At 37.8% G+C, this 24,737-nt stretch carries 22 protein-coding genes and 1 tRNA gene; 6 read left to right on the top strand and 17 right to left on the bottom strand.

The genetic code is table 11. The annotated features are described in order from the left end of the window. Positions 1 to 12 precede the first annotated feature (12 nt). Entirely contained in the window at positions 13 to 843 is an 831-nt protein-coding gene (locus EHQ43_RS12745; RefSeq protein WP_135771388.1) for a hypothetical protein, read from the top strand. Between the two features lie 66 nt (positions 844 to 909). Here the strand turns inward: EHQ43_RS12745 and EHQ43_RS12740 are convergent, their stop codons facing one another. Genes EHQ43_RS12740 through EHQ43_RS12730 form a run of 3 tightly spaced genes read right to left on the bottom strand, consistent with a single transcriptional unit; the run spans position 910 to position 4,283 of the window. After that, on the bottom strand, positions 910 to 1,641 hold the full coding sequence (locus EHQ43_RS12740) for a succinate dehydrogenase/fumarate reductase iron-sulfur subunit (protein WP_100717114.1): 732 nt from the start codon (positions 1,639 to 1,641) through the stop codon (positions 910 to 912). An 8-nt stretch (positions 1,642 to 1,649) separates the two neighbouring features. Further along, positions 1,650 to 3,575: a fumarate reductase/succinate dehydrogenase flavoprotein subunit gene (locus tag EHQ43_RS12735; RefSeq protein WP_135771387.1), complete on the bottom strand. Its 1,926-nt coding sequence runs from the start codon at positions 3,573 to 3,575 to the stop codon at positions 1,650 to 1,652. An 18-nt stretch (positions 3,576 to 3,593) separates the two neighbouring features. After that, positions 3,594 to 4,283 carry a succinate dehydrogenase cytochrome b subunit gene (locus EHQ43_RS12730; protein WP_135741983.1) on the bottom strand — a complete coding sequence of 230 codons (690 nt, stop codon included), beginning with the start codon at positions 4,281 to 4,283 and terminating at the stop codon, positions 3,594 to 3,596. Between the two features lie 197 nt (positions 4,284 to 4,480). Here EHQ43_RS12730 and EHQ43_RS12725 point away from each other — a divergent pair, with 197 nt between their 5' ends. After that, positions 4,481 to 4,996, top strand: a complete 516-nt coding sequence (locus EHQ43_RS12725) for a hypothetical protein (protein ID WP_244242797.1) — start codon at positions 4,481 to 4,483, stop codon at positions 4,994 to 4,996. Positions 4,997 to 5,113: 117 nt separating this feature from the next. Further along, entirely contained in the window at positions 5,114 to 7,285 is a 2,172-nt protein-coding gene (locus EHQ43_RS12720) for a bifunctional SulP family inorganic anion transporter/carbonic anhydrase (protein ID WP_135771386.1), read from the top strand. 18 nt (positions 7,286 to 7,303) lie between these two features. On the opposite strand, the gene EHQ43_RS12715 is transcribed toward EHQ43_RS12720, so the two are convergent. Then, a complete protein-coding gene (locus EHQ43_RS12715; RefSeq protein ID WP_135771385.1) occupies positions 7,304 to 7,690 on the bottom strand; it encodes a DoxX family protein in 387 nt (128 codons plus the stop codon). Positions 7,691 to 7,899: 209 nt separating this feature from the next. Here EHQ43_RS12715 and EHQ43_RS12710 point away from each other — a divergent pair, with 209 nt between their 5' ends. Next, positions 7,900 to 8,505, top strand: coding sequence for a hypothetical protein (locus EHQ43_RS12710; RefSeq protein WP_135754116.1), 606 nt, complete (start codon positions 7,900 to 7,902; stop codon positions 8,503 to 8,505). Positions 8,506 to 8,991: 486 nt separating this feature from the next. Here the strand turns inward: EHQ43_RS12710 and EHQ43_RS12705 are convergent, their stop codons facing one another. From EHQ43_RS12705 to EHQ43_RS12695, 3 genes are all read right to left on the bottom strand, one after another. Beyond that, positions 8,992 to 10,293, bottom strand: a complete 1,302-nt coding sequence (locus EHQ43_RS12705) for an NHL repeat-containing protein (RefSeq protein WP_244242796.1) — start codon at positions 10,291 to 10,293, stop codon at positions 8,992 to 8,994. A gap of 358 nt (positions 10,294 to 10,651) precedes the next feature. Continuing rightward, entirely contained in the window at positions 10,652 to 11,149 is a 498-nt protein-coding gene (locus EHQ43_RS12700) for an SRPBCC family protein (RefSeq protein WP_135754115.1), read from the bottom strand. After that, the gene (locus EHQ43_RS12695) at positions 11,136 to 11,465 is read right to left on the bottom strand and encodes an ArsR/SmtB family transcription factor (protein ID WP_135754408.1); all 330 of its coding nucleotides are present in this window, start codon (positions 11,463 to 11,465) and stop codon (positions 11,136 to 11,138) included. The genes EHQ43_RS12700 and EHQ43_RS12695 overlap by 14 nt, the downstream gene beginning before the upstream one ends. A gap of 368 nt (positions 11,466 to 11,833) precedes the next feature. Here EHQ43_RS12695 and EHQ43_RS12690 point away from each other — a divergent pair, with 368 nt between their 5' ends. Next, positions 11,834 to 13,300 (top strand): flavin-containing monooxygenase, encoded by a 1,467-nt coding sequence (locus tag EHQ43_RS12690; RefSeq protein ID WP_135741978.1) that lies wholly within the window; start codon positions 11,834 to 11,836, stop codon positions 13,298 to 13,300. A 64-nt stretch (positions 13,301 to 13,364) separates the two neighbouring features. On the opposite strand, the gene EHQ43_RS12685 is transcribed toward EHQ43_RS12690, so the two are convergent. Continuing rightward, entirely contained in the window at positions 13,365 to 14,000 is a 636-nt protein-coding gene (locus EHQ43_RS12685; protein WP_244242795.1) for a L,D-transpeptidase family protein, read from the bottom strand. Between the two features lie 130 nt (positions 14,001 to 14,130). After that, a tRNA-Asn gene (locus EHQ43_RS12680) sits at positions 14,131 to 14,203 on the bottom strand. Positions 14,204 to 14,426: 223 nt separating this feature from the next. Between EHQ43_RS12680 and EHQ43_RS12675 the strand changes: the two genes are divergently transcribed. After that, complete coding sequence (locus tag EHQ43_RS12675) at positions 14,427 to 18,056, top strand: vitamin B12-dependent ribonucleotide reductase (RefSeq protein WP_135771383.1); 3,630 nt, start codon at positions 14,427 to 14,429, stop codon at positions 18,054 to 18,056. Between the two features lie 251 nt (positions 18,057 to 18,307). On the opposite strand, the gene gspN is transcribed toward EHQ43_RS12675, so the two are convergent. Genes gspN through EHQ43_RS12635 form a run of 8 tightly spaced genes read right to left on the bottom strand, consistent with a single transcriptional unit; the run spans position 18,308 to position 24,736 of the window. Continuing rightward, a complete protein-coding gene (gene gspN, locus EHQ43_RS12670; protein WP_135741975.1) occupies positions 18,308 to 19,270 on the bottom strand; it encodes a type II secretion system protein GspN in 963 nt (320 codons plus the stop codon). Beyond that, a complete protein-coding gene (locus EHQ43_RS12665; RefSeq protein ID WP_135741974.1) occupies positions 19,271 to 19,795 on the bottom strand; it encodes a hypothetical protein in 525 nt (174 codons plus the stop codon). It lies immediately after the preceding gene. After that, the gene (locus EHQ43_RS12660; RefSeq protein ID WP_135771382.1) at positions 19,795 to 21,417 is read right to left on the bottom strand and encodes a cell division protein FtsA; all 1,623 of its coding nucleotides are present in this window, start codon (positions 21,415 to 21,417) and stop codon (positions 19,795 to 19,797) included. Before EHQ43_RS12660 ends, EHQ43_RS12665 begins: the two co-directional genes overlap by 1 nt. A 2-nt stretch (positions 21,418 to 21,419) precedes the next feature. Beyond that, positions 21,420 to 22,535 (bottom strand): type II secretion system minor pseudopilin, encoded by a 1,116-nt coding sequence (locus EHQ43_RS12655; RefSeq protein WP_425269641.1) that lies wholly within the window; start codon positions 22,533 to 22,535, stop codon positions 21,420 to 21,422. Further along, positions 22,483 to 23,163, bottom strand: coding sequence for a type II secretion system protein GspJ (locus EHQ43_RS12650; RefSeq protein WP_135771381.1), 681 nt, complete (start codon positions 23,161 to 23,163; stop codon positions 22,483 to 22,485). Before EHQ43_RS12650 ends, EHQ43_RS12655 begins: the two co-directional genes overlap by 53 nt. After that, positions 23,163 to 23,690 carry a prepilin-type cleavage/methylation domain-containing protein gene (locus tag EHQ43_RS12645; protein WP_135771380.1) on the bottom strand — a complete coding sequence of 176 codons (528 nt, stop codon included), beginning with the start codon at positions 23,688 to 23,690 and terminating at the stop codon, positions 23,163 to 23,165. Before EHQ43_RS12645 ends, EHQ43_RS12650 begins: the two co-directional genes overlap by 1 nt. Then, on the bottom strand, positions 23,668 to 24,300 hold the full coding sequence (locus EHQ43_RS12640; protein ID WP_135742480.1) for a prepilin-type N-terminal cleavage/methylation domain-containing protein: 633 nt from the start codon (positions 24,298 to 24,300) through the stop codon (positions 23,668 to 23,670). Before EHQ43_RS12640 ends, EHQ43_RS12645 begins: the two co-directional genes overlap by 23 nt. Then, the gene (locus tag EHQ43_RS12635; RefSeq protein ID WP_135741970.1) at positions 24,275 to 24,736 is read right to left on the bottom strand and encodes a type II secretion system protein GspG; all 462 of its coding nucleotides are present in this window, start codon (positions 24,734 to 24,736) and stop codon (positions 24,275 to 24,277) included. The genes EHQ43_RS12640 and EHQ43_RS12635 overlap by 26 nt, the downstream gene beginning before the upstream one ends. Between the last annotated feature and the right edge of the window lies 1 nt (position 24,737).

Genomic DNA, 24,737 nt, shown 5'->3' with positions numbered 1-24,737 from the left:
AAATGAGGTTCCATGAAACGTATCGAAGTTTATTTTCTCTCTCTTTTATTGTTTTGTTTTTCCATTCCAACATTTGCAGAACAGATCACTCCGCATGACATTCGTTTTCGACTTTCTGTCAATAATGTTCCATACCCTACACAAACGAATCCATATTATCTAAGTCATATTTTAGAAGTTAGAATCTTTCGCCACCTGAGTTTAGATTTATCACCAAGTGAAATCGAGTCAATTGTCGATTTTATGATCACTCACGCATCAAAAGAACACCCTAATCAAATTTATCTGCCAGGATACGAAAATGACTCTGAACTTGTGATTGGATTTCGTTATATTGAAAAAGAAGGGGACTTACTTTTCCTCGTTGTCACTAATTTTAATGTAGAAAAAAATAAAATTGATACGAGTGATTTTCAAAAACAATTAGCTACGATATGCCAAGTTAAATCCAATCGATTTGTATATTTTGAAGATTTGTATTCTGATAAAAAAGCTACTGAATACAAAGAAGAAGGTAAACTTTTAAGTCTCGCAAATTTATATTTAATGGACGAAGATCCAAATAATGATGATTTGGTGGAGCCACTTTTAGATAAAATTTTAAAAGACGAATCAAAACACCCACTTGAAAAATTTTATGCTTTTTTAACGAAAGGCCAACTCGCTCTCATTCAAAAAAATTTGGCTTTGGCAGAAGAAATCAAAAGCAAATCTAACGTTCAATTAAACCAACTCAAAGGGGAAGACAAAGAACGGGCCGAATATGTGATGAAATTATTTTCAAAAGAATTAGAAACAATGAAAGTTTTCCAAAAAACAAATAACAAACTCTTTAAAGTCTAAATACAAAAAAACCCGGAGCATAATTGTCCGGGTTTTACTTTTCCTTTTGAAATTCAATTTCTAAGCTTAGCTAGAAATGTATTCTCTATTGAGCCTTGTGATGAAGTTTACCGAAATTTCTTTCGGACAAGCTGCTTCACATTCGTATTGGTTAGTACAATTTCCAAATCCTTCTTTGTCCATCGCACTGACCATTTTGCGTACCCTTTCTTTTTTCTCTACCACACCTTGTGGTAAAAGAGCCAAGTGAGAGACCTTTGCCGAAACAAATAACATGGCAGATGCATTTTTACACGCAGCGACACAAGCCCCACACCCAATGCAAGTGGCAGCGTCCATAGCCAGGTCAGCATCCACTTTTGGAATCGGAAGTGCGTTTCCATCTGGTGCCCCACCGGTGTTTACGTTTATATAACCACCCGCTTGGATGATGCGATCAAATGCAGATCGGTCTACGACCAAATCCTTTGTCACAGGGAAAGCTTTTGCTCTCCAAGGTTCGATCACAACAGTATCACCGTCTTTGAACTTACGCATATGCAACTGGCAAGTGGTGGTTCCTTTTTCTGGACCATGAGGAACACCGTTGATCACCATGGAACAAGAACCACAAATTCCTTCACGACAGTCATGGTCGAAAGCAATTGGGTCTTCTCCTTTTTTGATGAGGCCGTCGTTCACAACATCAAGCATTTCCAAAAAGGACATATGTTCATTTACATTGTTTGCTTCGTAACTGACCATACGACCTTTGTCGTTTTTGTCTTTTTGTCTCCAAACTTTAAGGTGTAACTTCATTGTATCCATTATTTGTAGCTCCTTACGGCTAAGTGGATGTTTTCGTATTCGAGTTTTTCTCGGTGTTCTACCGGAGTTTTTCCTTCTCCTTGGTATTCCCAAGCCGATACGTGGCAGAATTTATCATCGTTCCGTTTTGCTTCACCATCTTCCGTTTGGTGTTCTTCTCGGAAGTGACCACCACAAGATTCTTCCCTAGTGAGTGCATCAAGGCACATAAGTTCGCCAAACTCTAAGAAGTCGGCAACACGTCCCGCTTTTTCTAACTCTTGGTTGAGTTCTTCCCCTTTGCCTGCTACTTTTACATTTTTCCAGAATTCTTCACGGAGTTCAGGGATTTTCTTCAAAGCATCCTTTAGGCCTTTTTCATTACGTGCCATACCACACTGGTCCCACATGATCTTTCCAAGTGCCCTGTGGAAATCATCTGGTGTTTTTTTCCCATTGATGTTTAGAAGTTTGTTTGTCATTTCACGAACACGGGCTTCTGCTTCTTTGAACTCAGGTCGGTCGGTAGAAATATTCTTTGCACCTTCTTTGGCAAAATAATCACCAATCGTATAAGGGATCACAAAATAACCATCAGCAAGCCCTTGCATGAGAGCAGAAGCACCTAAACGATTCGCACCATGGTCAGAGAAGTTTGCTTCCCCAAGGACGTGGAGACCAGGGATATTGGACATTAGGTTGTAATCCACCCAAAGGCCACCCATCGTGTAGTGAACCGCAGGGTAAATTCGCATTGGAACTTTGTATGGGTTTTCCCCAGTGATCCTTTCATACATTTGGAAGAGGTTGTCATAACGGTCCGCGACTACCTTTTCTCCCAATCGTTTGATGGAATCAGAAAAATCCAAATACACACCCAATCGTTTGTCTCCCACTTTTGGTCCAACACCAAGGCCATTGTCGCAGGCTTCTTTTGCAGAACGAGAGGAGATATCACGTGGGGCAAGGTTTCCGTAAGATGGGTATTTTCTTTCTAAGTAATAATCTCTTTCTTCTTCTGGAATTTCGTGAGGAGCACGAAGATCATCCTTTTTCTTAGGTACCCAAACCCGACCATCATTTCGGAGCGATTCCGACATCAGGGTGAGTTTCGATTGGTAGTCACCAGATTGTGGGATACATGTCGGGTGGATTTGCGTATAACATGGGTTTGCAAATGCTGCCCCTTTTTTATAAGCACGGTAAGTTGCCGTAACATTCGATCCTTTTGCATTTGTGGAAAGGTAAAAAACGTTTCCGTACCCACCAGAGGCCAAAATCACTGCATCACCTGCATGAGAAGAAATCTCACCGGTTACTAAGTCACGGACAACAATTCCTTTTGCATGGCCATCCACAAGGACTAACTCCAACATCTCTGTTCTTGGGTACATTTTTACTGCGCCACGAGAGATTTGTTTTTCTAGGGCTGAGTAAGCACCAAGAAGCAATTGTTGACCTGTTTGGCCTTTTGCATAAAACGTACGAGAAACTTGAGCACCACCAAAGGATCGATTGGATAAGGTTCCACCGTACTCACGAGCGAAAGGAACTCCTTGTGCCACACATTGGTCAATGATGTTGGTAGAAACTTGTGCTAGACGATATACGTTTGCTTCTCTTGCTCGGAAATCCCCACCTTTTACTGTGTCATAAAACAATCGGTAAACAGAGTCACCATCGTTTTGGTAGTTCTTTGCTGCATTGATACCACCTTGGGCAGCAATTGAGTGAGCGCGTCTTGGACTGTCTTGGAAACAAAAAACAGATACTTGGTAACCAAGTTCTGAAAGAGTGGCTGCAGCAGAAGCTCCCGCAAGTCCCGTTCCAACAATGATGACTTTGTATTTACGTTTGTTTGCTGGGTTAACTAATTTGATATCTTGTTTGTGTTTGTCCCATTTATGTTCCAATGGGCCTGATGGTATTTTTGAATCTAATTTCATATTCTCTCCTAAAACCCCTTAACGCACATACCCGAGTAAAATCGAGAGTGGCATGGAACAATTTCCAATAAAAACGAGGAGTCCAAGTCCTGTGGAAATCTTTTGAATGGTGGGATTGTGTTTTGGTGCAAGGATGCCTAACGTTTGTAACATGGAACCCAAAGCATGGGAAAAATGTAGAGCAAGGAAAACCATAAACACTACATATGAGATGGCAATGACCGGGTCTTGGAATCCAAGAATCACCATTGCATACACATCATGCACCACATCTCCATTTTTTAAAATGTATTCATGTGTGTAGTGGTCTGGGTTGGTATAACCCAATGTGAAATGCGCTAAATGGTAAATGAGAAACGTTAAAAGTAATAAACCACTGTATGCCATCGTGCGGGAAGCAACAGATGCTTGGATGGTAGAATTTTTAGCGTAGGAGACTGGTCTTGCTGAACTGTTTTCTAGTTTTAGGAGGATAGCAGTACAAACATGACCCACAAAGGCCACGATGAGTCCAATCCGAGCCACCCAGAGAAGGGGACCTAAATCTTTGAGAAACTTTGCGTAGGTGTTTAATTTTTCTGGTCCTTGGAAAACTTGAAGGTTTCCGACCATATGAAGGATCACGAATCCAAACCAGATAAATCCGGTAATGGCCATTATGATCTTCTTTCCAATTGAGGATCGAAAGAAGTCTAGACTCAACGTCATTGAAGAGCTCCTGTTAGAGTGTAGGTGTAAATTTTTCTATTACGTCCAAAATTAGACAGATTCCACTTTCCGTAAATTCATAAATCTTGGCAGGGCTAAAATGAGATTTTGAGTTTGTTTCTCAATAGAGAAAGCAGGGCAGAACTAAGAGGAAAATGAATTGAGTCCATTCCCTCAAAAAGGAAACTTAACACAGTTTGTTGCTATTCATTGAAAAGAGTTCCATTCTTACCTATCGTTCACCAATTTTTACACTCTTCAGGTATCTTTTGTTTGTGACCAGTTTGGCTTCTTGTGGCACTTCAATTCAAAAATCCAATTTTGAAACTCGGAAAGAGTTTTTAAAAGAAGTTGGATTACCAATTCTTGTATCAATACAACCAAGGCATAACAAAGAGAAAAAAGAACTTCAACTTTTTATAAAAACAGAAAACCTAACTAAGATTAATATCTCTAAATTCCAAATTTTGTTTTTTGCAAGCGATGAAAAAAAACAATTTCTCATTCCTGAAGAACAAAAAACGCCAGAACTCATTTGTTCTATTCAGAGAAGTATCGTACCAAACTCAATTTATAAATGCCATGTTGGTCCTTTTGTTTACACCCAAATTTGGAATGCCATTCACATCCAATCAATCTCATTCACCACAGAAGACCAAATACGACATGTGATTAGTGAAGATGATCTAGATGATGTGGTAATATGGTTATGAAAGTAACAAATTCCAAACATTAGTATCTTTATGGACAAAATGCACTATAAGAAACCAAACTTTTAGTTCATTCGAGTTGACACACCGAGCCAATCACAATACGTTTCGTAGACCAATATGATTTCAAATCTGAAACAAGACCTCCCTGCGGGACTCGTTGTATTTTTAGTAGCCCTTCCTCTATGTTTGGGAGTAGCCCTTGCGAGTGGTGCTCCATTATTATCGGGTGTTATTTCGGGAGTAATTGGAGGGATTGTTGTTGGGTTTCTTAGCCATTCTAAAACAAGTGTAAGTGGACCGGCAGCAGGGCTTGTAACATTGGTTCTTGCCGCGACTACCGCTCTCGGCGATTACAGAACATTTTTACTGGCAGTGTTTCTTGCAGGATTCATACAAATTGGTTTAGGTTTTTTACGCGCAGGTTTTATTGCAAACTATGTTCCTTCGAATGTCATCCAAGGATTATTAGCATCGATTGGTATCATCCTCATCTTAAAACAAATTCCACATGCAGTAGGGTTTGATATAGATCCAGAAGAAGACTTTATCTTTTTCCAAAGGGACGGCGAAAATACTTTTTCTGAACTCTTGAATATTCGAAAATACTTTTCATGGGGAGCCGTAATCATTGCAGTTTCTTCACTGTCACTTATGGTTTTTTATGATAAACTGAAATGGAAAATTTTAAAGTATGTTCCTTCTCCTATCCTTGTCATTTTACTCGGAGTATTTTGTAACCAATTCTTTCAAATCTATTTACCTAAACTTTATCTCTCGGAAAAACATTTAGTTTCTATCCCTGGAGTCAAAAACTGGGAAAGTATTTTTGCGTATCCTGATTTTTCAATGATTACGAACAAAGAAGTATGGTATTTTGCCTTTACCATTGCTGCCTTTGCTACCTTAGAAACATTACTTAATTTGGATGCTGTCGAAAGGATTGATCCACACAGACGACTTGCTTCACCAAACCGAGAACTGTTTGCACAAGGAGTGGGAAATTCCTTATCTGGACTTATTGGTGGTCTTCCCATAACTTCCGTTATTGTCAGAAGTTCTGTTAACATTTACGCAGGTGCAAGTACAAAACTCTCCACTATATTCCATGGAATTTTACTTGCCTTGAGTGTCATTTTCCTCAGTTCTTCATTAAATTTAATTCCTCTATCTTCATTGGCGGTCATATTAATTGTGACAGGTTTTAAGCTGACTCAATTTTCAGTTTACTTATCTATTTACAAAAAAGGGTTTTATCAATTTTTACCTTTTATTTCAACGATATTGGCAATCATTTTTACAGACTTACTAACAGGCGTTCTTATAGGTCTTTGCATTAGTTTTATTTTTATCCTCAAAAATAACTACAAAAATCCTTTTTCCGTAGAAACTGAAAACCTAAACATAGGTGAAACCATCCGAATTGAACTTCCAAATCAAGTTAGTTTTTTAAACAAAGCATCAATTAAAGATACATTATGGTCTTTACCAGACAATGCAAAGCTAATCGTTGATGCAACTAACTGCAACTTCATTGACCATGATATCCTCGAAGTTTTAGAGGAATTTAAATCTGTAGTGGCGATTGAAAAAAACATCCAACTCAATTTAGTAGGTGTAAAAGATCATTATGAACTGAGTGACCAAGTTCAGTTTGTGAATATCCTTGATAAGGAAGCACAACAAAAACTCAAACCCGATGAAATCCTTCAATTTTTAAAACGAGGTAATGAAAGATTTGTCAAAGGTAAATGGTCAGAAAAATACTTTAAACACCAAGTGAACGCAACAGCTTTTGGCCAAAATCCAATCGCCGTTGTGCTCTCTTGTATTGATTCGCGTACAAGCCCAGAAATTATTTTTGATGCGGGACTTGGTGATATCATTTCCATTCGAATCGCAGGAAACATTGTAAACCAAGAAATTTTAGGTAGTTTAGAACTATCTTGTGCAAAAATTGGTACCAAACTAATTGTTGTACTCGGTCACTCCAATTGCGGTGCTGTATCCAGCGCAATCTATGCATTAAAAGATGGGAACATTGCAAGTATCACAAATAAAATCCAAAAAGCAATTGATGATTCAAATTCGAATTCAGAAAAATCGAAACAAGGAAATGAACATATTTTCAATCATGTTGTGAAAGCAAATGTTTTAAATTCAATCGATGAAATTCTAAGTTCAAGTCGTTATTTAAAAGAGCAGGTTGATGCCGGAGAATTCAAAATTGTTCCGGCATTTTATGATACTTCGTCTGGTGAAGTTCAGTTTTTTGAAACGATCAAAGTATAACGATCGTTTCATTTTTTTTTATACTTTGTGAACTGGGACAAATAATGCTACGTAAGCAGAACGGTTGTAATACCCTAAAAATGCATTTGCAACAACTACAAAAATTCCAACGGGAATTCCCTCTGGTGCAATCATAATATGAACCATAAAGATATTGATGACCACCGGGGCAATGATGACAGATGCTAAAGGAACAAAACGACCGGTCAAAAATGCAATGGCACAAACAAGTTCAGTGATTTTGATAAGAGTCATCAAATACCCAGATGCCTTAAGTCCATCGTTAAAAATTTTAATATTTCCTGTCATTTCTGGTTCCTGAACTAAGTTAAATAGAACCGCAATGGAGGAAAAAAGAAACAAAGCACCGAGTAGCACACGAACAATGATATAAGCAATTTTCATCAATATCTCCCTTTGAATTAATGCAAAATGAAAATGACCTCTTGTTAAAGTTATGTTTCCATTTTTAAACTAAATCAAATACAAATTTCAATCCAAATGCTTCTCAATGCCACTCACAATTTTCAAAATTTCTTTCAATTTAACCATTTTTTTTCAGATGAGGAGCAATATAATTGGCTGTGTTTGGAATTGATAAATAGGCAACTTTCTTGAAAACGCAGGTTTTATTTCTACTTTCCACCTTGTTCTTGTTTGTTTCTTGCCAAAGAAACTATAAAAATCCGTCTTCAATATCAAATCAAAATCAAACAAAAACATCATTCACTCTTCAATACGAAATCGACCTTCCTTCGAAAGTTCTCAAAGTGGGTCCAAATTTAGAAATTTCTATTGGGAAATTCGCACTCAATTCGTTTAATACAATAGCTTCACAAGTATTCAATGTTAGCTCCTACAAAGCAAGGAATGAAAACGACCCACTTGAACCCGGAAGTATCGTTCTCAGAAAAGTCCAGGTCCATCGATCCATGGTTTTTGAAGAGGGTACCACAAAATTCCAACATGCAACGTTTGCCTCCATTGTTGAATTTTTACTCGTAAAAGAATCTGGGGAATCATTTCGAATACTAGGTCATTCTGAACTGATGAAAACTAATACCATCCCGTTCTCCCCAAATGATCGTGAATCGGAAGAGACAATTGAAAATAGCATTCGATCCGCGATTGAAGTTGGTCTCAAGAAAATTTTGGAAACGAAAGAAAATGGAACCTTTGAAACAAACCAAGTGATGTTCCAAAAAGGAAATCAAAAGTAGATTATTCATTGGCAGTGTTGTGTTACCGATGTGCCTTTCTATACAACAAAGGTCCACCTCTAATGCGACATAAGATTGATTATGGGAAGTTCCTCACTGCATCTCACGTAATAATCTACTCGAAACACTAGTCGTTGCATCATCTAAAATCTACTCCAAGTTTAGATAAAGAAACGATTCAATCTTGTACTGTAATGTGATGTGATGTGATGTGATGTGATCTCCATGAAACAATCGAGGATGTTTCGTTCTAAGTTAACTTCAAGATTCAAAGAAAATTACGTTTGGATTTCAAAAAAAGAAAAAAGTCTGTTCATCGATCAATTCTTTGTTTCAACCGGATTCATAAGAAATTATGAATCAGCTCCTATTTTAAGGAATAAGGTAAAAAACAATGTGGAAGAAATAACAATACATTTGACTGTTATTTCTTTTCTGTTTGCTAATTCTCAAAATTCATCGAAATAGATGTTTTTTCACGATCACCTATTTCCCATTGAATATGAGAATACGGTTATTGCCAAAATCACTTACAAACAATTGTTTGCCGACAAGATACACTCCATATGGATTTGAAAGGGTTCTTGCTGTTGGGTTAACTCCATCAACTCCAGTCTGCCCATCATCATTTGCAGCATTGTTCGTAAAATTGCTTTGGCCCAAAACTTTATCTGCAGGCTGTCCGTTTACCGAAGGAATTGAATCCCAGATTAAAACGCGATTGTTGTTTGCATCACCGATAACCAACTGCACTCCATTTGAAAAAACATTATAAACGCCACCGACTTGGAAACCACCGCCCGATGTGCTGGAGACCGCACTCTCCATATTGGACTGACCGAGAACAATATCCGCCGGTTGGCCGTTAGTCGTGGGAATCGCATTCCAGACTAACACTCTTCCGTTAAATGAATCCGCAACAAATAATCTGGTTCCATCTGACCATACCCCTCCTGGTGTTGAAAGAGAACTTGCGGTTGGTGTGGGTCCTCCTCGGTTGGGATTGCATGATGTGAAATCAGCTTGGCCGAGTACAACATCAGCCGGAGTATGATTAGAAGTCGGTATTGTATTCCAAATCAAAACGCGATGATGTCCTTCATCAGCGACAAATAATTTACCATTGGCTGTCGAAACTCCCTCACTTGATGACAAATCCGTGTTTGAACAAGTTCCACCGCCGACCGTTGCAAAACCTGAAACACCTAACACGACATCAGCGGCTACGTTTGAGGTGGGTAATGAGTTATATATCAAATGACGGTTGTTAACTGTATCTGCGACAAAAAATTTGTCATTGGAAGATGTTATGGTCCAAAGGTATCTAAAAGATGTAGCTGTTGGAGGAACAGCAACATAGGTAGAAACAAAATCCGCTTGGCCAATCACAAAATCTGCAGTGGCACCATTCAAACTAGGAATTTGATGATAACCCAAAATTCGATGATTTCTGGAATCGGATATATACAGTTTATTACCACTGACAGTAACTGGTCCCGGTTGGTTTAAACTTGCTCCCGACAAAATTGAGTTTTTTGTCACAAAATCGGGCTGGCCAATGACAATATCAGCACTTTGAAAATTACTAAATATAACAGCAGTTTTCGTGGAAACAACTCCGCAATGCGGCGAATTGTCTCGTAGAATTTCTTTTAAAAATAAGAGCTCCGAGTATGTTTTACTTCCTGGGTCGCAAGGATTCCCTAAATCCACGGAAGAACAATCACAGAAACAGAGTAAAACCGGCAATACAATGAATATTATATAATTTTTTGATTTCAGAGTCACTTTGATCTATGATTCTCCCAAGGTGCCAAAATCTGTGATTGTGGATTCGGAAAATCCCAGAAACAATCCCCGCATTCCCCTAGGTTTTTCCCTAGTGTTTTCGGCATTTTTGGTAGAATAGAATTTTGACCGACTGAAGTCGATCAAAAACCTGGCTTAGAATGGTTAGAAATAGAAAATTTTTAGGGAAAATCCTTGTCTTAAGATTATACAAACCACAGAATCACTGAACGAAGTATATTTTATCAATACGTTTGCCAATGCATTGGTTAAACGAATACACTAAACTAAGTGTATTTTCCTGTGGCCGGTATAACTTCCAGTTTTGTGACAGAGTAAAAGGAAAGCCTATCTTTTCCTAAACCAGATTGTTTTTTAAAATTTTTTCCAAATAGTATTCCAGGTTTCCAATATGTTGTTTTCCACCTTCAATGGCTCCATATTTTTTGTTGACTCTCTCTAACTCTTGTTTGCTGGAAAAAACTTGTTCCATAGTAAAAATTGTTCCATCACCAGATTTTTCAAAGATTATCCTAGATTCAAAATCAACATCTACTTCACCTTCACCATCTCCAATATGTTTATATAAAATGTAATTTGGTTTTTGAATCTCGATAAATTGGATTTTATTATTATAATCATGCCCATCTGGTCCGTGCATAACAAATTCCCAAATACCACCATTGGAAAAATTTAAACTTTTAATCGTTAATGTGAAACCATCTGGTCCCCACCATTCCATTAAATGTTCAGGTTTCGACCAAACCTCAAAGAGTAAATCGACTGGAACATCAAAATATTTTTTATACTTTACTTTGTTATCTTCGATGATTGTTTCTAAGTTATTGTTTCCCATTTGTTTTCTCACTTTTTAATTTCATTACATAACGATCTAACCGATCCAAACGTTTCGTCCAAAGATTTTTTATCTCTAAAATCCAATCTTCCATTTCCCTCATTCCTTCATGGTTCAAACTATAAATTCGTTTTTGCGCATCTTTTTTCATATGAAGGATTTTTGCTTCCTTAAGTAGTTTTAAATGTTGGGAAACTGCTGGAGGAGTCATTTGAAAGTTCTGACTAATTTCTGTTGAGCTAAGCTCCCCTTTTTTGGCAACAAGTCGAATAATATCTCTTCTTGTCTCATCTGCTAAAACTGCAAAAGCATTCATCATGTATATATTTAAGTATTTACTTAATTAAGTCAACACTTAAATAAAATATTTGTGGGAAGGTTAATTCTACTCAAACCTCGTTTCGTATCTTATGTAAAATTTGAATTTCTTTATCTTTTTAAAGGTAAGTAACCTTTGCAGTGAGGCAAGGTATCGTAAGTGAACCATTGTGTCATTTGTTCATCGGAAAAATTTTAGAATCAGTATGATTCTAATTATTATTTCTATCTTCCGTTTTTTATCATAAATATGTTTTTTTTATTGCAAACGTTCAATAATCCGATGTCATTTTCTCTCAGTTGTGAAATACAGAACCATGTTCTCATAACAATATTGAGATCGGAATTTAACAAATGAGGGAACAAATGACAACATCACTTCTGAGAAATCCATCTGTTGTGGTGATCGGTGCAGGAATGACAGGCATTCTTTTGGCGATTGAGTTGGAAAAAGCAGGGATCACCGATATTACCATTTTAGAAAAGAAACATGACTTAGGTGGGACATGGAGAGAGAACACTTATCCTGGTGTGGCCTGTGATATCCCTGCTCATATGTATACATATAGTTTTGCACCAAATCCAGAATGGAGCCATCGATTTGCACATGGAGACGAGATCCAAGCATACTTCAAACGTGTGAGTGACGAATACAAAGTAACTCCGAAAATCCACTTCAATGAAGCGGTGACAGATGGTTCCTACCAAAATGGAAAATGGACAGTCAAAACTTCCAAGGGAAAAACGTATGTTTCCGACTTTCTCATTTCTGCGACAGGAATTTTACACCATCCAGCCAAACCGAACATTCCTGGACTCGATCGTTTCAAAGGAAATTGTTTCCACACAGCTGAGTGGGACCATTCTGTCTCACTTGAAGGGAAACGAATTGGAGTCATAGGAACAGGTTCAACAGCTGCTCAAGTAATCCCTGAGGTGATGAAACTTGGAAAAAAAGTTTCAGTTTTCCAAAGGACACCACAGTGGATTGTCAAAGTTCCAGATACTACTTATACTGAAAAAGACAAACAAAAGTGGAGAAAAGAACCGAATATTCTAAAACGATTTCATAAATGGTATACATTCGCCGTCGAACAAACTTTTTCAAAAGCGGTGATTGGGAAAAAAATCCCACATTTATTAATGAGTTATTTATGCAAACGAAACCTGCGCACATCCGTAAAAGATCCTGTTCTCCGAAAAAAATTAACTCCAGATTATCGCGTTGGTTGCAAACGTGTCATCGTTAATTCAACATTTTATGATGCCATTCAAAAACCTAACGCAGACTTAGTGACGGAAGGAATTGAAAAAATCACAGAGAATGGTGTTGTCACAAAAGATGGAGTCTTACATGAATTAGATGTTTTAGTTCTTGCAACTGGTTTCCATCCATTTAATTTCATGCGTCCAATGAATTTAACAGGAGAAAATGGAATCTCCATTGATACCGTTTGGAAAAAGAAAGTACAAGCTTATCGATCACTTTTTATTCCACATTTTCCGAATTTTGTTTTGATGTTAGGTCCTAACACACCTATCGGAAATTTTTCGGTCATTGCTATGAGTGAAGTTCAAACCAAATATGTGTTAAAGATCATTGAAGATTGGCGAAAACGAAAATTCAACTCAATCCAAACTACAGAGGAAGCCTTACAAAGATTTGCAGCTTATCTTAAAAAAGGTATGGCAGGTACAGTTTGGCTTGGGGGATGTCAAAGTTGGTATTTAGATCCAGATGGTGATCCAGCGATGTGGCCCTACACTTGGAGTCGATGGGAAAAAGAGATGAAAACACCTGATTATAAAGACTTTCTTCTAAGCTCAAACTAAACTTTTTATAAAATCCTAAACAACATTTTTGCCGGTATTTTCGAAAGGAATACCGGCTTTTTTGTTAGATTTCCTCTTCTGATTCTACGATGAGAATGAATGGATTTTTGTTACCATTTAAATTTTGAATGATGGTTTCCAAATCTGAAAATTTTAAACCTACACAACCTGACGTTGGTTTGGTTTCGTCCCAAGGATGGAGGAAAATCATACTTCCATATCCGGGAATACTTGCATTGGTATTATGTTCAATAGCAATGAAAAGTTGGTAAATGGGTGAATTCCATAAAGAAGTTGCTCCCTTCTCATAATTCCGAATGAATTGATTGTAATGTTTTGAATTTGAGGCATCACTCCAATGGTCTTTTCTTCGAATTTGAGTGTATTCTAAATTTCGTATTGACCGACGAGTGTACCCAAACACTCGTTTTACGGGAAAACTACCACTGGGAGTAAATCCGTCCCCTTCTCGTTTTTTATCGGCAGAAATAAGCCCGCTCCTTCCAAACCAAACAGGAACCCGTGAAACAATTTCCTTCCATTCTCCTCCATCAGCGGCAAAAAAATACAGTTTGCCTTGGGTATTTCCAGGTTTTCCGAGAATGAGTATGATTTGTTCTGACTGGGAAAAAATCGGAGTTTTTGATGAATTTGGGAGAGAATTCGCAAAGGAAACTGCGAAAAAAGGAATTAAACACAAAATTGTGTAGGCTATGAGTGATTTTTTTGAGAAATAAAGGAAGGATGTTGGGAAAATGGTGGAAATTTTTAGGGAAAAGGAGAAGAATTTTCGGAGTTTAGAGGATTCCAAATGGCCAATCACAAGACCGCTCCCCCTGCTGGGCTCGAACCAGCGACCCAATGATTAACAGTCATTTGCTCTACCGACTGAGCTAAAGGGGAATCTCGAATCTGTGACCATACTACGGAGGAAGGTCGCTAGGTCAATGAAAAAATTATGTCTTAGTTACGAGAAAATTTGAAAAATTTCTAAAAAATCCCGTCGCTTGGTCTGAAAAAATGGATGTTTCCAACTTAAGATTCCTTCATTGTGACATAATCCTCTCCGCTCCTGGTAGAGGAAAAAAATAGAAATTTTATATGTTGTTTGAGATGGGGTTCTTGCATGAAGATTGAGAGGCATTTTACCAAAGGGAACAAGGGTTTATACCCAAATTTAACATGGGTTCGTAAGGACTCAAAGATTACCAATACCGATGGATCCGTTGTGTTTGAAGCAAACGGCGTCGAAGTTCCTGATTTTTGGTCGCAAGTTGCAACCGATATCCTTGCTCAGAAATATTTCCGCCGCAAAGGTGTTCCCAAATACTTAAAAAAAGTAGCTGAAAAAGGAATCCCAGAATGGTTACAACGATCGGTTCCTGATGATGAAAAACTCATCGCCCTCAATCCAGAAGATCGATATGTCGGAGAATCTGATTCCAAACAGGTATTCCACCGTTTGGCAGGTTGTTGGACTTATTGGGGTTTTAAATACGGTTATTTTTCTGATGAAGATAGTGCTCGAGTCTTCTATGAAGAAGTCATCTTTATGCTCGCAAGCCAAATGTCTGCTCCGAACTCCCCACAATGGTTCAATACTGGACTCCATTGGGCTTATGGGATCGATGGAAAATCACAAGGTCATTATTATGTAGATCCAAAATCTGGAAAATTAGTGAGATCGGCCTCTTCTTACGAACACCCACAACCTCATGCATGTTTTATCCAATCAGTTGATGATGATTTAGTGAATGAAGGTGGGATCATGGACCTTTGGGTCAGGGAAGCTCGCCTCTTTAAATATGGTTCGGGTACTGGAACCAATTTTTCCAACCTTCGTGCTGCCAACGAATCCCTTTCTGGAGGTGGTAAAAGTTCAGGCCTTATGTCTTTCTTAAAAATTGGGGACCGAGCTGCCGGAGCGATTAAGTCTGGCGGAACCACTCGTCGTGCCGCAAAGATGGTTTGCCTTGATATGGACCATCCAGACATCGAAGAGTTCATTGATTGGAAAGTCCAAGAAGAGAAAAAAGTAGCTTCCCTTGTGACAGGATCCATCCTCAATAACAGACTATTAAATGAAATTATGAATGCTTGTGCTTCCGCCAAACAAACACTTGGTGAAGAAAAGGCATACGATCCAGCTGCAAACGTGGATCTCAAAAAAGCGATCCAAAAAGCAAGGAAAGCCTTTGTTCCAGACAATTATATCAAACGAGTGATCGACTTATCCAAACAAGGATACAAAGACCTTCTCTTTGAAGAACTCACAACTGATTGGCAATCAGAAGCTTACAACACAGTCTCAGGACAAAATTCAAATAACTCTGTACGTATCACAAATGAGTTTATGGAAGCGGTCGAAAAAGACCTACCCTTCCACCTCATCAATCGTACGGAAAAGGAAAAAGCCCGAAAAGAAGGTCGTGAACCAAAAGCGGCAAAAACCTTACGCGCTCGTGATCTTTGGGAAAGGATTGCAAACGCTGCTTGGAACTCTGCAGACCCTGGTACTCAATACCACAGCACAATCAACGAATGGCACACTTGTCCAGAAGATGGAGCAATCAATGCATCGAACCCATGTTCTGAATACATGTTCCTAGACAACACAGCATGTAACCTGGCTTCTGCAAACCTTGTCAAATTTTTAAAAGAAGATGGAACCTTTGATGTAGAAGGTTACCGTTACCTCAACAAAATTTGGACCATCATTCTAGAAATTTCGGTTCTTATGGCACAGTTCCCTTCGAAAGAAATTGCGGAATTATCATACAAATTTAGGACTTTAGGTCTTGGGTATGCAAACCTTGGATCCCTTCTCATGATTATGGGTATCCCTTATGATTCACAAGAAGCAATGGCTGTCACGGGTGCAATTTCTTCCATCATGCATATGACTGCTTATGCTACTTCTGCAGAGATGGCAAAAGAACTAGGACCGTTTGCTGGTTACGAAAAAAACAAAGAACATATGTTACGTGTAATGCGTAACCATAGACGTGCCGCTTATAATGCACCGAAAGAAGAATACGAAGGATTAACCATCACTCCAGTAGGAATCAACCCATCCTTTTTACCTTCGTATCTACTTGAAGCTGCAAAAGAAGATTCTGACCGAGCGTTGGAGCTTGGAGAACAGTATGGTTATCGTAATGCACAAGTGACAGTGATCGCACCAACAGGAACCATTGGTTTGGTTATGGATTGTGATACAACAGGGATCGAACCTGACTTTGCACTTGTGAAATATAAAAAATTGGCTGGTGGTGGTTACTTTAAAATCATTAACCAATCAGTTCCTGCAGCTCTGAAAAAACTTGGGTATAGCCAAGCAGAACAAGATGCCATCGTAAACTACTGTAAAGGACATGCCACTTTTAACGGAGCTCCAGGTGTCAACACAGCACGTTTAAAAGAAAAAGGATTCACAGAAGATGTATTGGAGAAATTGGAAAAACAACTTCCATTTGTTTTTGATATCCAATTCGCATTTAACAAATTTACGTTAGGTGAAGATTTCCTTGCTAAAACGTTAGGTATTGACCCTTCTCTTTACAACTCAATGGGATTCAATTTATTAGAAACATTGGGATTTACAGCAGATGAAATTGCACAAGCAAATGACTATGTTTGTGGAACTATGACGATCGAAAATGCTCCTTTTATCAAAGAGAAGGACCTTCCAGTTTTTGATTGTGCGAACAAATGTGGTAAATATGGAAAACGCTTTTTGTCCTATCAATCACACATCCGAATCATGGCAGCGGCTCAGCCATTCATATCGGGTGCAATTTCCAAAACGATCAACCTTCCAGAAGAGGCAACCATTGAGGATGTTAAAAATGCATACCTCATGTCCTGGAAAGTGATGATCAAAGCAAACGCTCTCTACCGAGACGGATCAAAACTTTCACAACCACTTAACTCCGTATTTCAGTTGTTAAGTGCTGTAGGAGACGAGGAAGAAGAACTAAGCACAAGTTCAACTCCGAAAACGGTAACAGAAGTTGCAGAAAAACTAGTGTATAAATACATTTCGGAAAGAAGGAAACTCCCTCATCGACGTGCAGGATACACTCAAAAAGCTATGGTGGGTGGTCACAAAGTATATCTCCGAACAGGAGAATATGAAGATGGCCAACTAGGCGAAATCTTTATCGATATGCACAAAGAAGGTGCGGCATTCCGCTCTTTAATGAATGCCTTTGCGATCGCAGTTTCTCTTGGTTTACAACATGGTGTTCCTTTGGAAGAATTTGTAGAAGCGTTTACATTCTTCAAATTTGAACCAAATGGAATGGTGTCTGGAAACCCACATATCAAAATGTCTACTTCTGTGATTGACTATATCTTTAGAGAACTTGCCATCACTTATCTTGGTCGATACGACTTGGCACAAGTATCGCCAGAAGACTTAAGAACAGATGAGGTTGGAAGAAAAGCAGAACCAGCACGAGAAACTGTGGGAAAGTCCGAGACTAGCGGTCCTCGTACCCCGCTACAAGTGAATGCGATTTCTATGAAATCAGTCCTTGAGGACAAACAAGAAGTGGTAGCTGTGGCGGGACAAACGGCACAACCAACTCAAACCCAAGCACAAACAGCAGCAGCAACTCTCAAAATCATCGCTGAAGCAAGGACCAAAGGTTACACTGGAGATTCCTGTACTGAATGTGGTTCTTTCCAGATGGTGAGAAATGGTGCCTGCCTCAAGTGTATCTCTTGCGGATCAACAACTGGTTGTTCGTAAAAACAAAGTAAAATCAACTCCAAACTCTTTTTTACTAGGAGAGTTTGGATTTGAAAAAAGATCCCAGATTTGGGATCTTTTTTTTTTGCGATCAGAAGCAAAGAATTCTGTTTGTTTAGTTTTTCCTGTTTATCAGTGAGGAATGAATGATAAAGAATTCAATCCACTATGATGGGATCAATTGATGGATTGAATTTACACAGCAAGTCTAGTGAGTGTATCAAACAATTCACACTTAAAAATCTGGGTGCTTAAGGAGTTGGAGCCGGTTCAATGGATCCATCTTCGGTTTTAGGAATCCCACCACCTAATTGATTTAAGTTGGGTAGATCCACTTTGGGAGATGATAACGTCCCTCTCACAGGAATACAAGTTTTACCAGCTTCTTGGGGCAAAAGTGCCACCATACCCACTAAATCTTGCCTTTCCAATGCAAACTTGTCCGTAAAAGAGAAACATACTTTTAAATCCAATTGAGAAAAAGAAATTGTATCGGAAAGTCTTACAACTCCTTGGAATTGGAATTTCGCTATATTTGAATCGAGAGTCCCTCGTTCAATGAGTAACTTTCCAGATCGAACCTTAAAGAGAAGATTTGCTTTTTTAATATCTGTTCCCTTTAACGAACCTAAAAATGGAATCTCCATGGACTCTTTGATTTTTCCACCAGAAAGAGTGATCTCACCTTCTCCATTCCATTTTGTAATTTTATCATCTAAGGGAGATAATCGAATTGGTAAATCGATCGTTTGGATTCCAATCGAAAGATCACTCCCCTCATAACTAAAATAGCCAACGTTCACATCTCCTTCCAATCGGGATTGTAAAATCCCCAAAAGGGAAATACCGAGACTCACTTCTTCGGCTTTTAAAGCAGCTCCAGAAGGTAAACTAACCACAAAACTATCAAATGATTTACGTCCAATCATAGGAAAATGGATTTCTTTAGCATCCATAATGACACCGGTTTCTTTACCAGTTTTAATCAGTATAGAACGTACAATTTCATTTAGAGGAAAAATAAATATGGTAAAAATCAAAAATGAAACAAAGGAAATAGTTACTAAAATGAAAATTTCTTTGCGATTGACCTTTGTATGTTCTTCATCATTATCTTCGTCAAACAATTCATTGTCTTCTTCCAATAATGACTCTTGAATGGTCATATCTTCTTCTAAGTCAAAATCTTCCTCTAATTCGTTTTCTTTTGCCATTTATTTTCCCTTCGACAAACGACTATAAGATGAAACTTTCAAATTTACATCATAAATCTCTTTTTCAGCAAATGGCTTACGGAAACTGAGTAAGTCTACTTTCGCCTGGATTTGTTTGTTCTTTTCGATATCATACACAAGTTTAATAATATCCTGCAACAATACTGACCTAAATGACACATCGATAGTAATTTTATTATAGTCCTTTTGGATGACATTACTTGTGTCTTTCATTGTTTGGACTTTATCTTTTAAATTATAACGAACCAAAATTTGATCGAGCTTTGAATACATCACGCTCACATCTTCTTCACTTCCACCAGATTGTAATCCTCGTAAGTAATTATACTCACGTATCACTCGATCAAGTTCTCCGGCCTGTGATCTCGTTTCAAAAATCTCTTCTGAAAGATTGTTTCTGAGATCAGAAAGTAACGTAATAATTGTATAAATACCAAGAAGTGAAACAAAACCAATAAGCCCAATGACAAGGATCCGTTCTCTATCATTTAATCGATCAAACATTATGGTTCATCCTTTGGAGTCACAACATCCATCTTGATTTTAAAACTTACTTTGAATTTATTCACACCAGTGATGAGTCGTTTATTTTGAATTTGGATATTTGTAAATTTTTCAGATTTTTCAAGTGCGGACTGAATAGTTCCTATTTCACCAAATTCGTTTACTCTACCATAAATTTGGATTTCCTTTTCTTCAAAGTTAAATTGATCCAAAATAAACGGTAAAACTTCTGGGGATGGAAATTGTTCTGTCGCTTCATTTAGAACATCAAGAACACTTTCTTGGGATAAAAACAAACGATAAATTTCAGTTTTTTTGCGTTCTGCTTTTAACTTATTATTTGCTGCGTAAACTGGGTCTTCATCTTCACCCAACTCCCCGCCTATCCCATTTTTATATTTTTCAATTAAGATCTGTTTGCCTGCAGCAATTTTACGTTTATCTAAAATAATCCCTATGATGAAAACTCCAAACAAAAGGATTAATGAAATACTAACTAGAATGATATGCGGTTTGAATGCAGAAAGTTTAAAACGATTGGTATGAATTTTCTTAGCGAATCCAGTTTCTAAAAAATTAACTCTATTCCTAGATTCAAAATGAACTCCTGTTGCCACAGCAGTCACAAAACTTGGATCATTAATTCCAAGGAATTCATAACGACCAGTTTTGATTCCCAACTTCTCTTCCAGATAAGCAGTTAAACTTGGATAAAGACTTGCTCCTCCAGAAAGTAAGATCAAACTTGGACGTTCTTGTTCTGGTAAAGAAAAAATACTATTTTCAACTTCATGGATAATTTGATCAAGTTTAACCAAAATGAATTTTCGTATTGATTTGAATTGTGATCCATTGATATGAAACTGATTTAGAAATTTTGTTTCATCTCCTTTGTCAATAGTATCAAACAAAAATCCAATTGGTAGCGACTCTTTGATAAGTCTTGCTTCGTCTAAATCTACCTTTAAAATATTGGCAATTTCAGAAGTTATTTCTTCTCCACCAATATAAATTTGTCGAGTGTGTCTAAGTTTCCCTTCATATAATACATTTAAAATACTATAACGGCCACCTAAGTCTAGTTGTAATATGGTTTTATCACCAATTAATAGCGGATAGTTTTTTGTGATAAGGGAAGAGATGACAAATGAGTCTAATGACAGACAACTTAATGTCAAATCACCTTTGGCAAAGGGCTTTAATGCCCGAAACAATTCAGAGTGGTGAACATTGAAAGTGATCACGTCTGAATTTTCTTTACTTGTCCTCCAAGTTTTACCGATAACCTCTAGCTCCTCCATAGGATAAGGAACTAAATTTTCAACTTCAAATGGTAAAACTTCTTGGATGGCTTTCTCCGAAACAAGAGGTACTGTTAAATCTCTTACAAATAAATTATGAATACCTAAATTGATAAGAAAACGGTTTTCTTCAGGAAAAAAACTTTGAATGAAACGGATAATATTGTATTCGAATGGATCACCTTCAGTTTCATCTAACTCCACGACGGGCAAACTTTCAGTACGAAGGATAACCACTTTTCCTAATACTTTTTTAAATAATACACCCTTTAAGAAGGTTGAGCCATAATCGATTGCAAGGTACTGGTCAAATGATAACATAATTAATCTTCTGTATAGTATAACATCTGGTTGTTGGTAAGATCAAATAATCCAGTTACCTTACGAACCACTTTATCCTTAATAATCCCGACCCCTGTAATTTTGTAAACTTCACCTTTGGTTTTGATCCGCCCGCCAGAAACATCGGTTCCTTCCCCTGCGAGTTCTTTATACAAGGTGAGATCACCAGTTGTTTTTACTTGGAACTCAGGTTCTGTCTCCAGATCTTTCAATTCTTTAATATAGCCTCCTTTCTGCAACTTGAGTTTCAAAATTTTCATCGCTGCTTGTTTGGTCATAAAATCAGAGAGGGAAATGAGGACAAAATAGGGAGCTGTATTGATATTAATTCGGTCATCATACGAATCCCCAGCTGGCAAATAGGCAGTGATATTGTTCGAGAGCACGTAATCTTTATCGGAACGAAGGGCTCTTTCCTCTTCTGTCATAAAATCTTTTGAATTATTTTTATCAAAATCTTTGGGTTTTAAGCTCTCATAAACAACAGAACGATCAAATCCTTTTACATTCAATAGCTCAGAGAGTGAATAAAACGGGGCATTTTTGATCTTCCTAGGAGGGGTAAGTCGCGTGTAATAATATTGTTCTGCACCACCTCCCGTCTCCTGGTGATTCTCATCGATCCAATCCAAAATGGGGAAAATCATATCTCGTTTCAGCCCAAATTGGTAAAACAACCTAGTGACCATTTCGATAGTCCTTTGGTTCGGTTGGTCATCGTAAATTTTGACTAACGAGTTGATATTGATTTTTCCATCTTCAGGACTCATCGTGTAATAGATCACACCTCCACCGAGGGGAATGGGAGGTGGGTCCATGGCAAGGCCGGACTGGTACAATACTTCTTCTGGAATTTTTTTTAATGCTCCCACGGCTCCCATAAACCCAGCTTTTGCTAACATATGAGCACGAAATCCGTCTGCCTGTGCCCTAGCGACACGGTATTCCGTAGCAGCATCCTCAAAAAATTTGGAAGCGGTAAACAAGGATGCAGTTCCTATGGCCATCACTAGAAGATAAACCATAAATCCTTGTTTGGATTTTTTATTTGTAGAGAATAACTGGATGCGCAAGCGATTCATATTTAACAAAGGCACTCCCCACAAGTGATATAATTTCAAACCGAATGAGTCTTGGAATTTTTTTTGTAGTCCTAGAATTCCAATCATCTACCCATTTATCTCCTCTCTCTGAAAATTTCATTTGAAAACTTTTCACATTTTCGAGTAACACATGTTCAACTCCACCTTGTGTAGGAAATGTATCAATCATCTCATCTTCCCTTCGAATTAAATAAGAAAGTCCATCCATTTTAGGGTTTGGCATCTTCCTTAAATAAAACGAAACTTCCCGAACGGAAGCTTGGCCTTCCTCTTCTGAATTTGGGTTGGCTGTAGCAAAAACAATCCGGTCATTCCTAGACCCAGTCACACCTTCTTGTTTTCCTACAAATAAAATCCGTTTCTGGTTATCGATAAAGTAGGTTCGTGATAAAGTCCCGCGGATATTTTCCATTGCATATAAAATATCTTTTCGGTTTGCACCCTTATTCGATGCACCTTTTTTGGATATTTTATTAGCTGTATAAAAAACAGAAAAGATACCTGTGAAAATAACTGCCATGATCATGACAACAATCGAAATTTCAACCAAGGTAAATCCACTTTTGAAAGTTTGAAAAGTTAGTTTTTTACGAGAATTTGACAATAAACACCAAACTTTCATTAGTATTTAGTGCTCCGAAATGTTTCTACTGAATAGGATTCTTTTTTATTTCCATCTGTGTAAAAAATCGAAACCTTTACTCTAAATACTTTTAAAACACCACCAGTTTCAAAACTTTTTTTCTGACCTCTTTTTTTCATGAGGTCACTGAGTCCAACATCTTTATCACCTAACATATCCTTAGGCGCTTTTTTTCGTAATTCTTCTGCATTGGGGCCACCAGCAAGTTTGAGCAAATCCATTTCCTCTTCTTTGATCTCTGTTTCAAAAGTGTATCCAGGAAACGCATCAATAGAACCACGTGAGGTATCAGTTTGCATAGTGGTTGAGGAATCAACTTGTGCCATTTTGATTTTTGCTAAGTGAACAGCATTAGAAAGTAAAACTGCTTTTTTTTGATATGAAATTCCTTCTGCAATCATTGAATATGTATATGTCATAACCATCGCAGCCATTGCCATTGCAATCGTGACCTCAAACAATGTGAATGCGGACTTGAATGATTTAACGAGGTTGAGTTTTTGCATTGGGATCAATTTGTTCATCTCGTTCATCTAGGCCATACGACACTTTTAAAATTGGATTGGCTTCTGGTTCAGGAAAATATTCTGTTTTATGGATTTTTATTTTTCCACCATAACGATAGATCTGGATCGTACGTTTGATTTCAGTGTCGGAACCCACATATAAAAATAAATCTGTTGTTGTGCCTTGGGGAGTAAAAACAATACGGATTTTCCCTTCATTTCTAGGTTTTCCACCTAAGTCTCGGACACTCGTAATCTTAGAGTAAAATGGTAAGGTCACTTTTTTGAGAATGGGTTCTTCTTCTAAACCACCTTCTTCCCGTTTGAGTAAAAAAAACTGGTATTCCCGTTTTTCGAAGTCATAAACAAACAGTACAGCCTGGTTTGTGAGTTGGGCTTTGTTGTAACCAAACTTAAAGGACTCTTGTAATTTGACAGAGATATCTTCTGTTGAAGGAATAATGAGATTCCGAAGAGAACCACCAACGATTACCATTAGAAGTCCTAATATAGAAATCACAACGACGATCTCAATGAGTGTGAGACCGTCGCGGAACTTTCTTTTCCTAAGAGGAAATTGTTTTTTATCGGAAAGCGGCTGGGTAATCATCAGGAGAGAGGATGTTAAAATCTTTATTTTTTCCATCTCCACCTTCTTTTTTGTCTTCACCTAATGTTAAAACTTGAGGGACAGCTCCTTCAAATTTCAAAACATATGGAGTTTTCCATGGGTCTTTTAAGACTGCCTTTTCCTTAATGATTGGCTCATAATCATCACCAATTTTGTCATCGTCTGGCTTTTCAATTAACGCTTGTAAACCTTGTTCTTCGGATGGGTATTTATCATAAACTTCCAAATAACGTTCTAATGCTGTTTTTAAAACGGCACTGTCATTTTTAAGTTTTAATTTTTTTTCGCCTTCACCCCGGTTACCGATACTTGAGTAAAGAATTGCCATAAGAGATCCTAAAATGAGCATTACCACTGTAATCTCAATTAGCGTTAATCCCTCACGGATCTTTCTGTTTTTTCCTTTGATTTTCATA

It is taken from the genome of Leptospira bouyouniensis, from assembly GCF_004769525.1.
GTDB lineage: Bacteria > Spirochaetota > Leptospiria > Leptospirales > Leptospiraceae > Leptospira_A > Leptospira_A bouyouniensis.
Note: the sequence above shows the minus strand (reverse complement) of the source record. Positions and strands in the feature narration are given on the sequence as shown.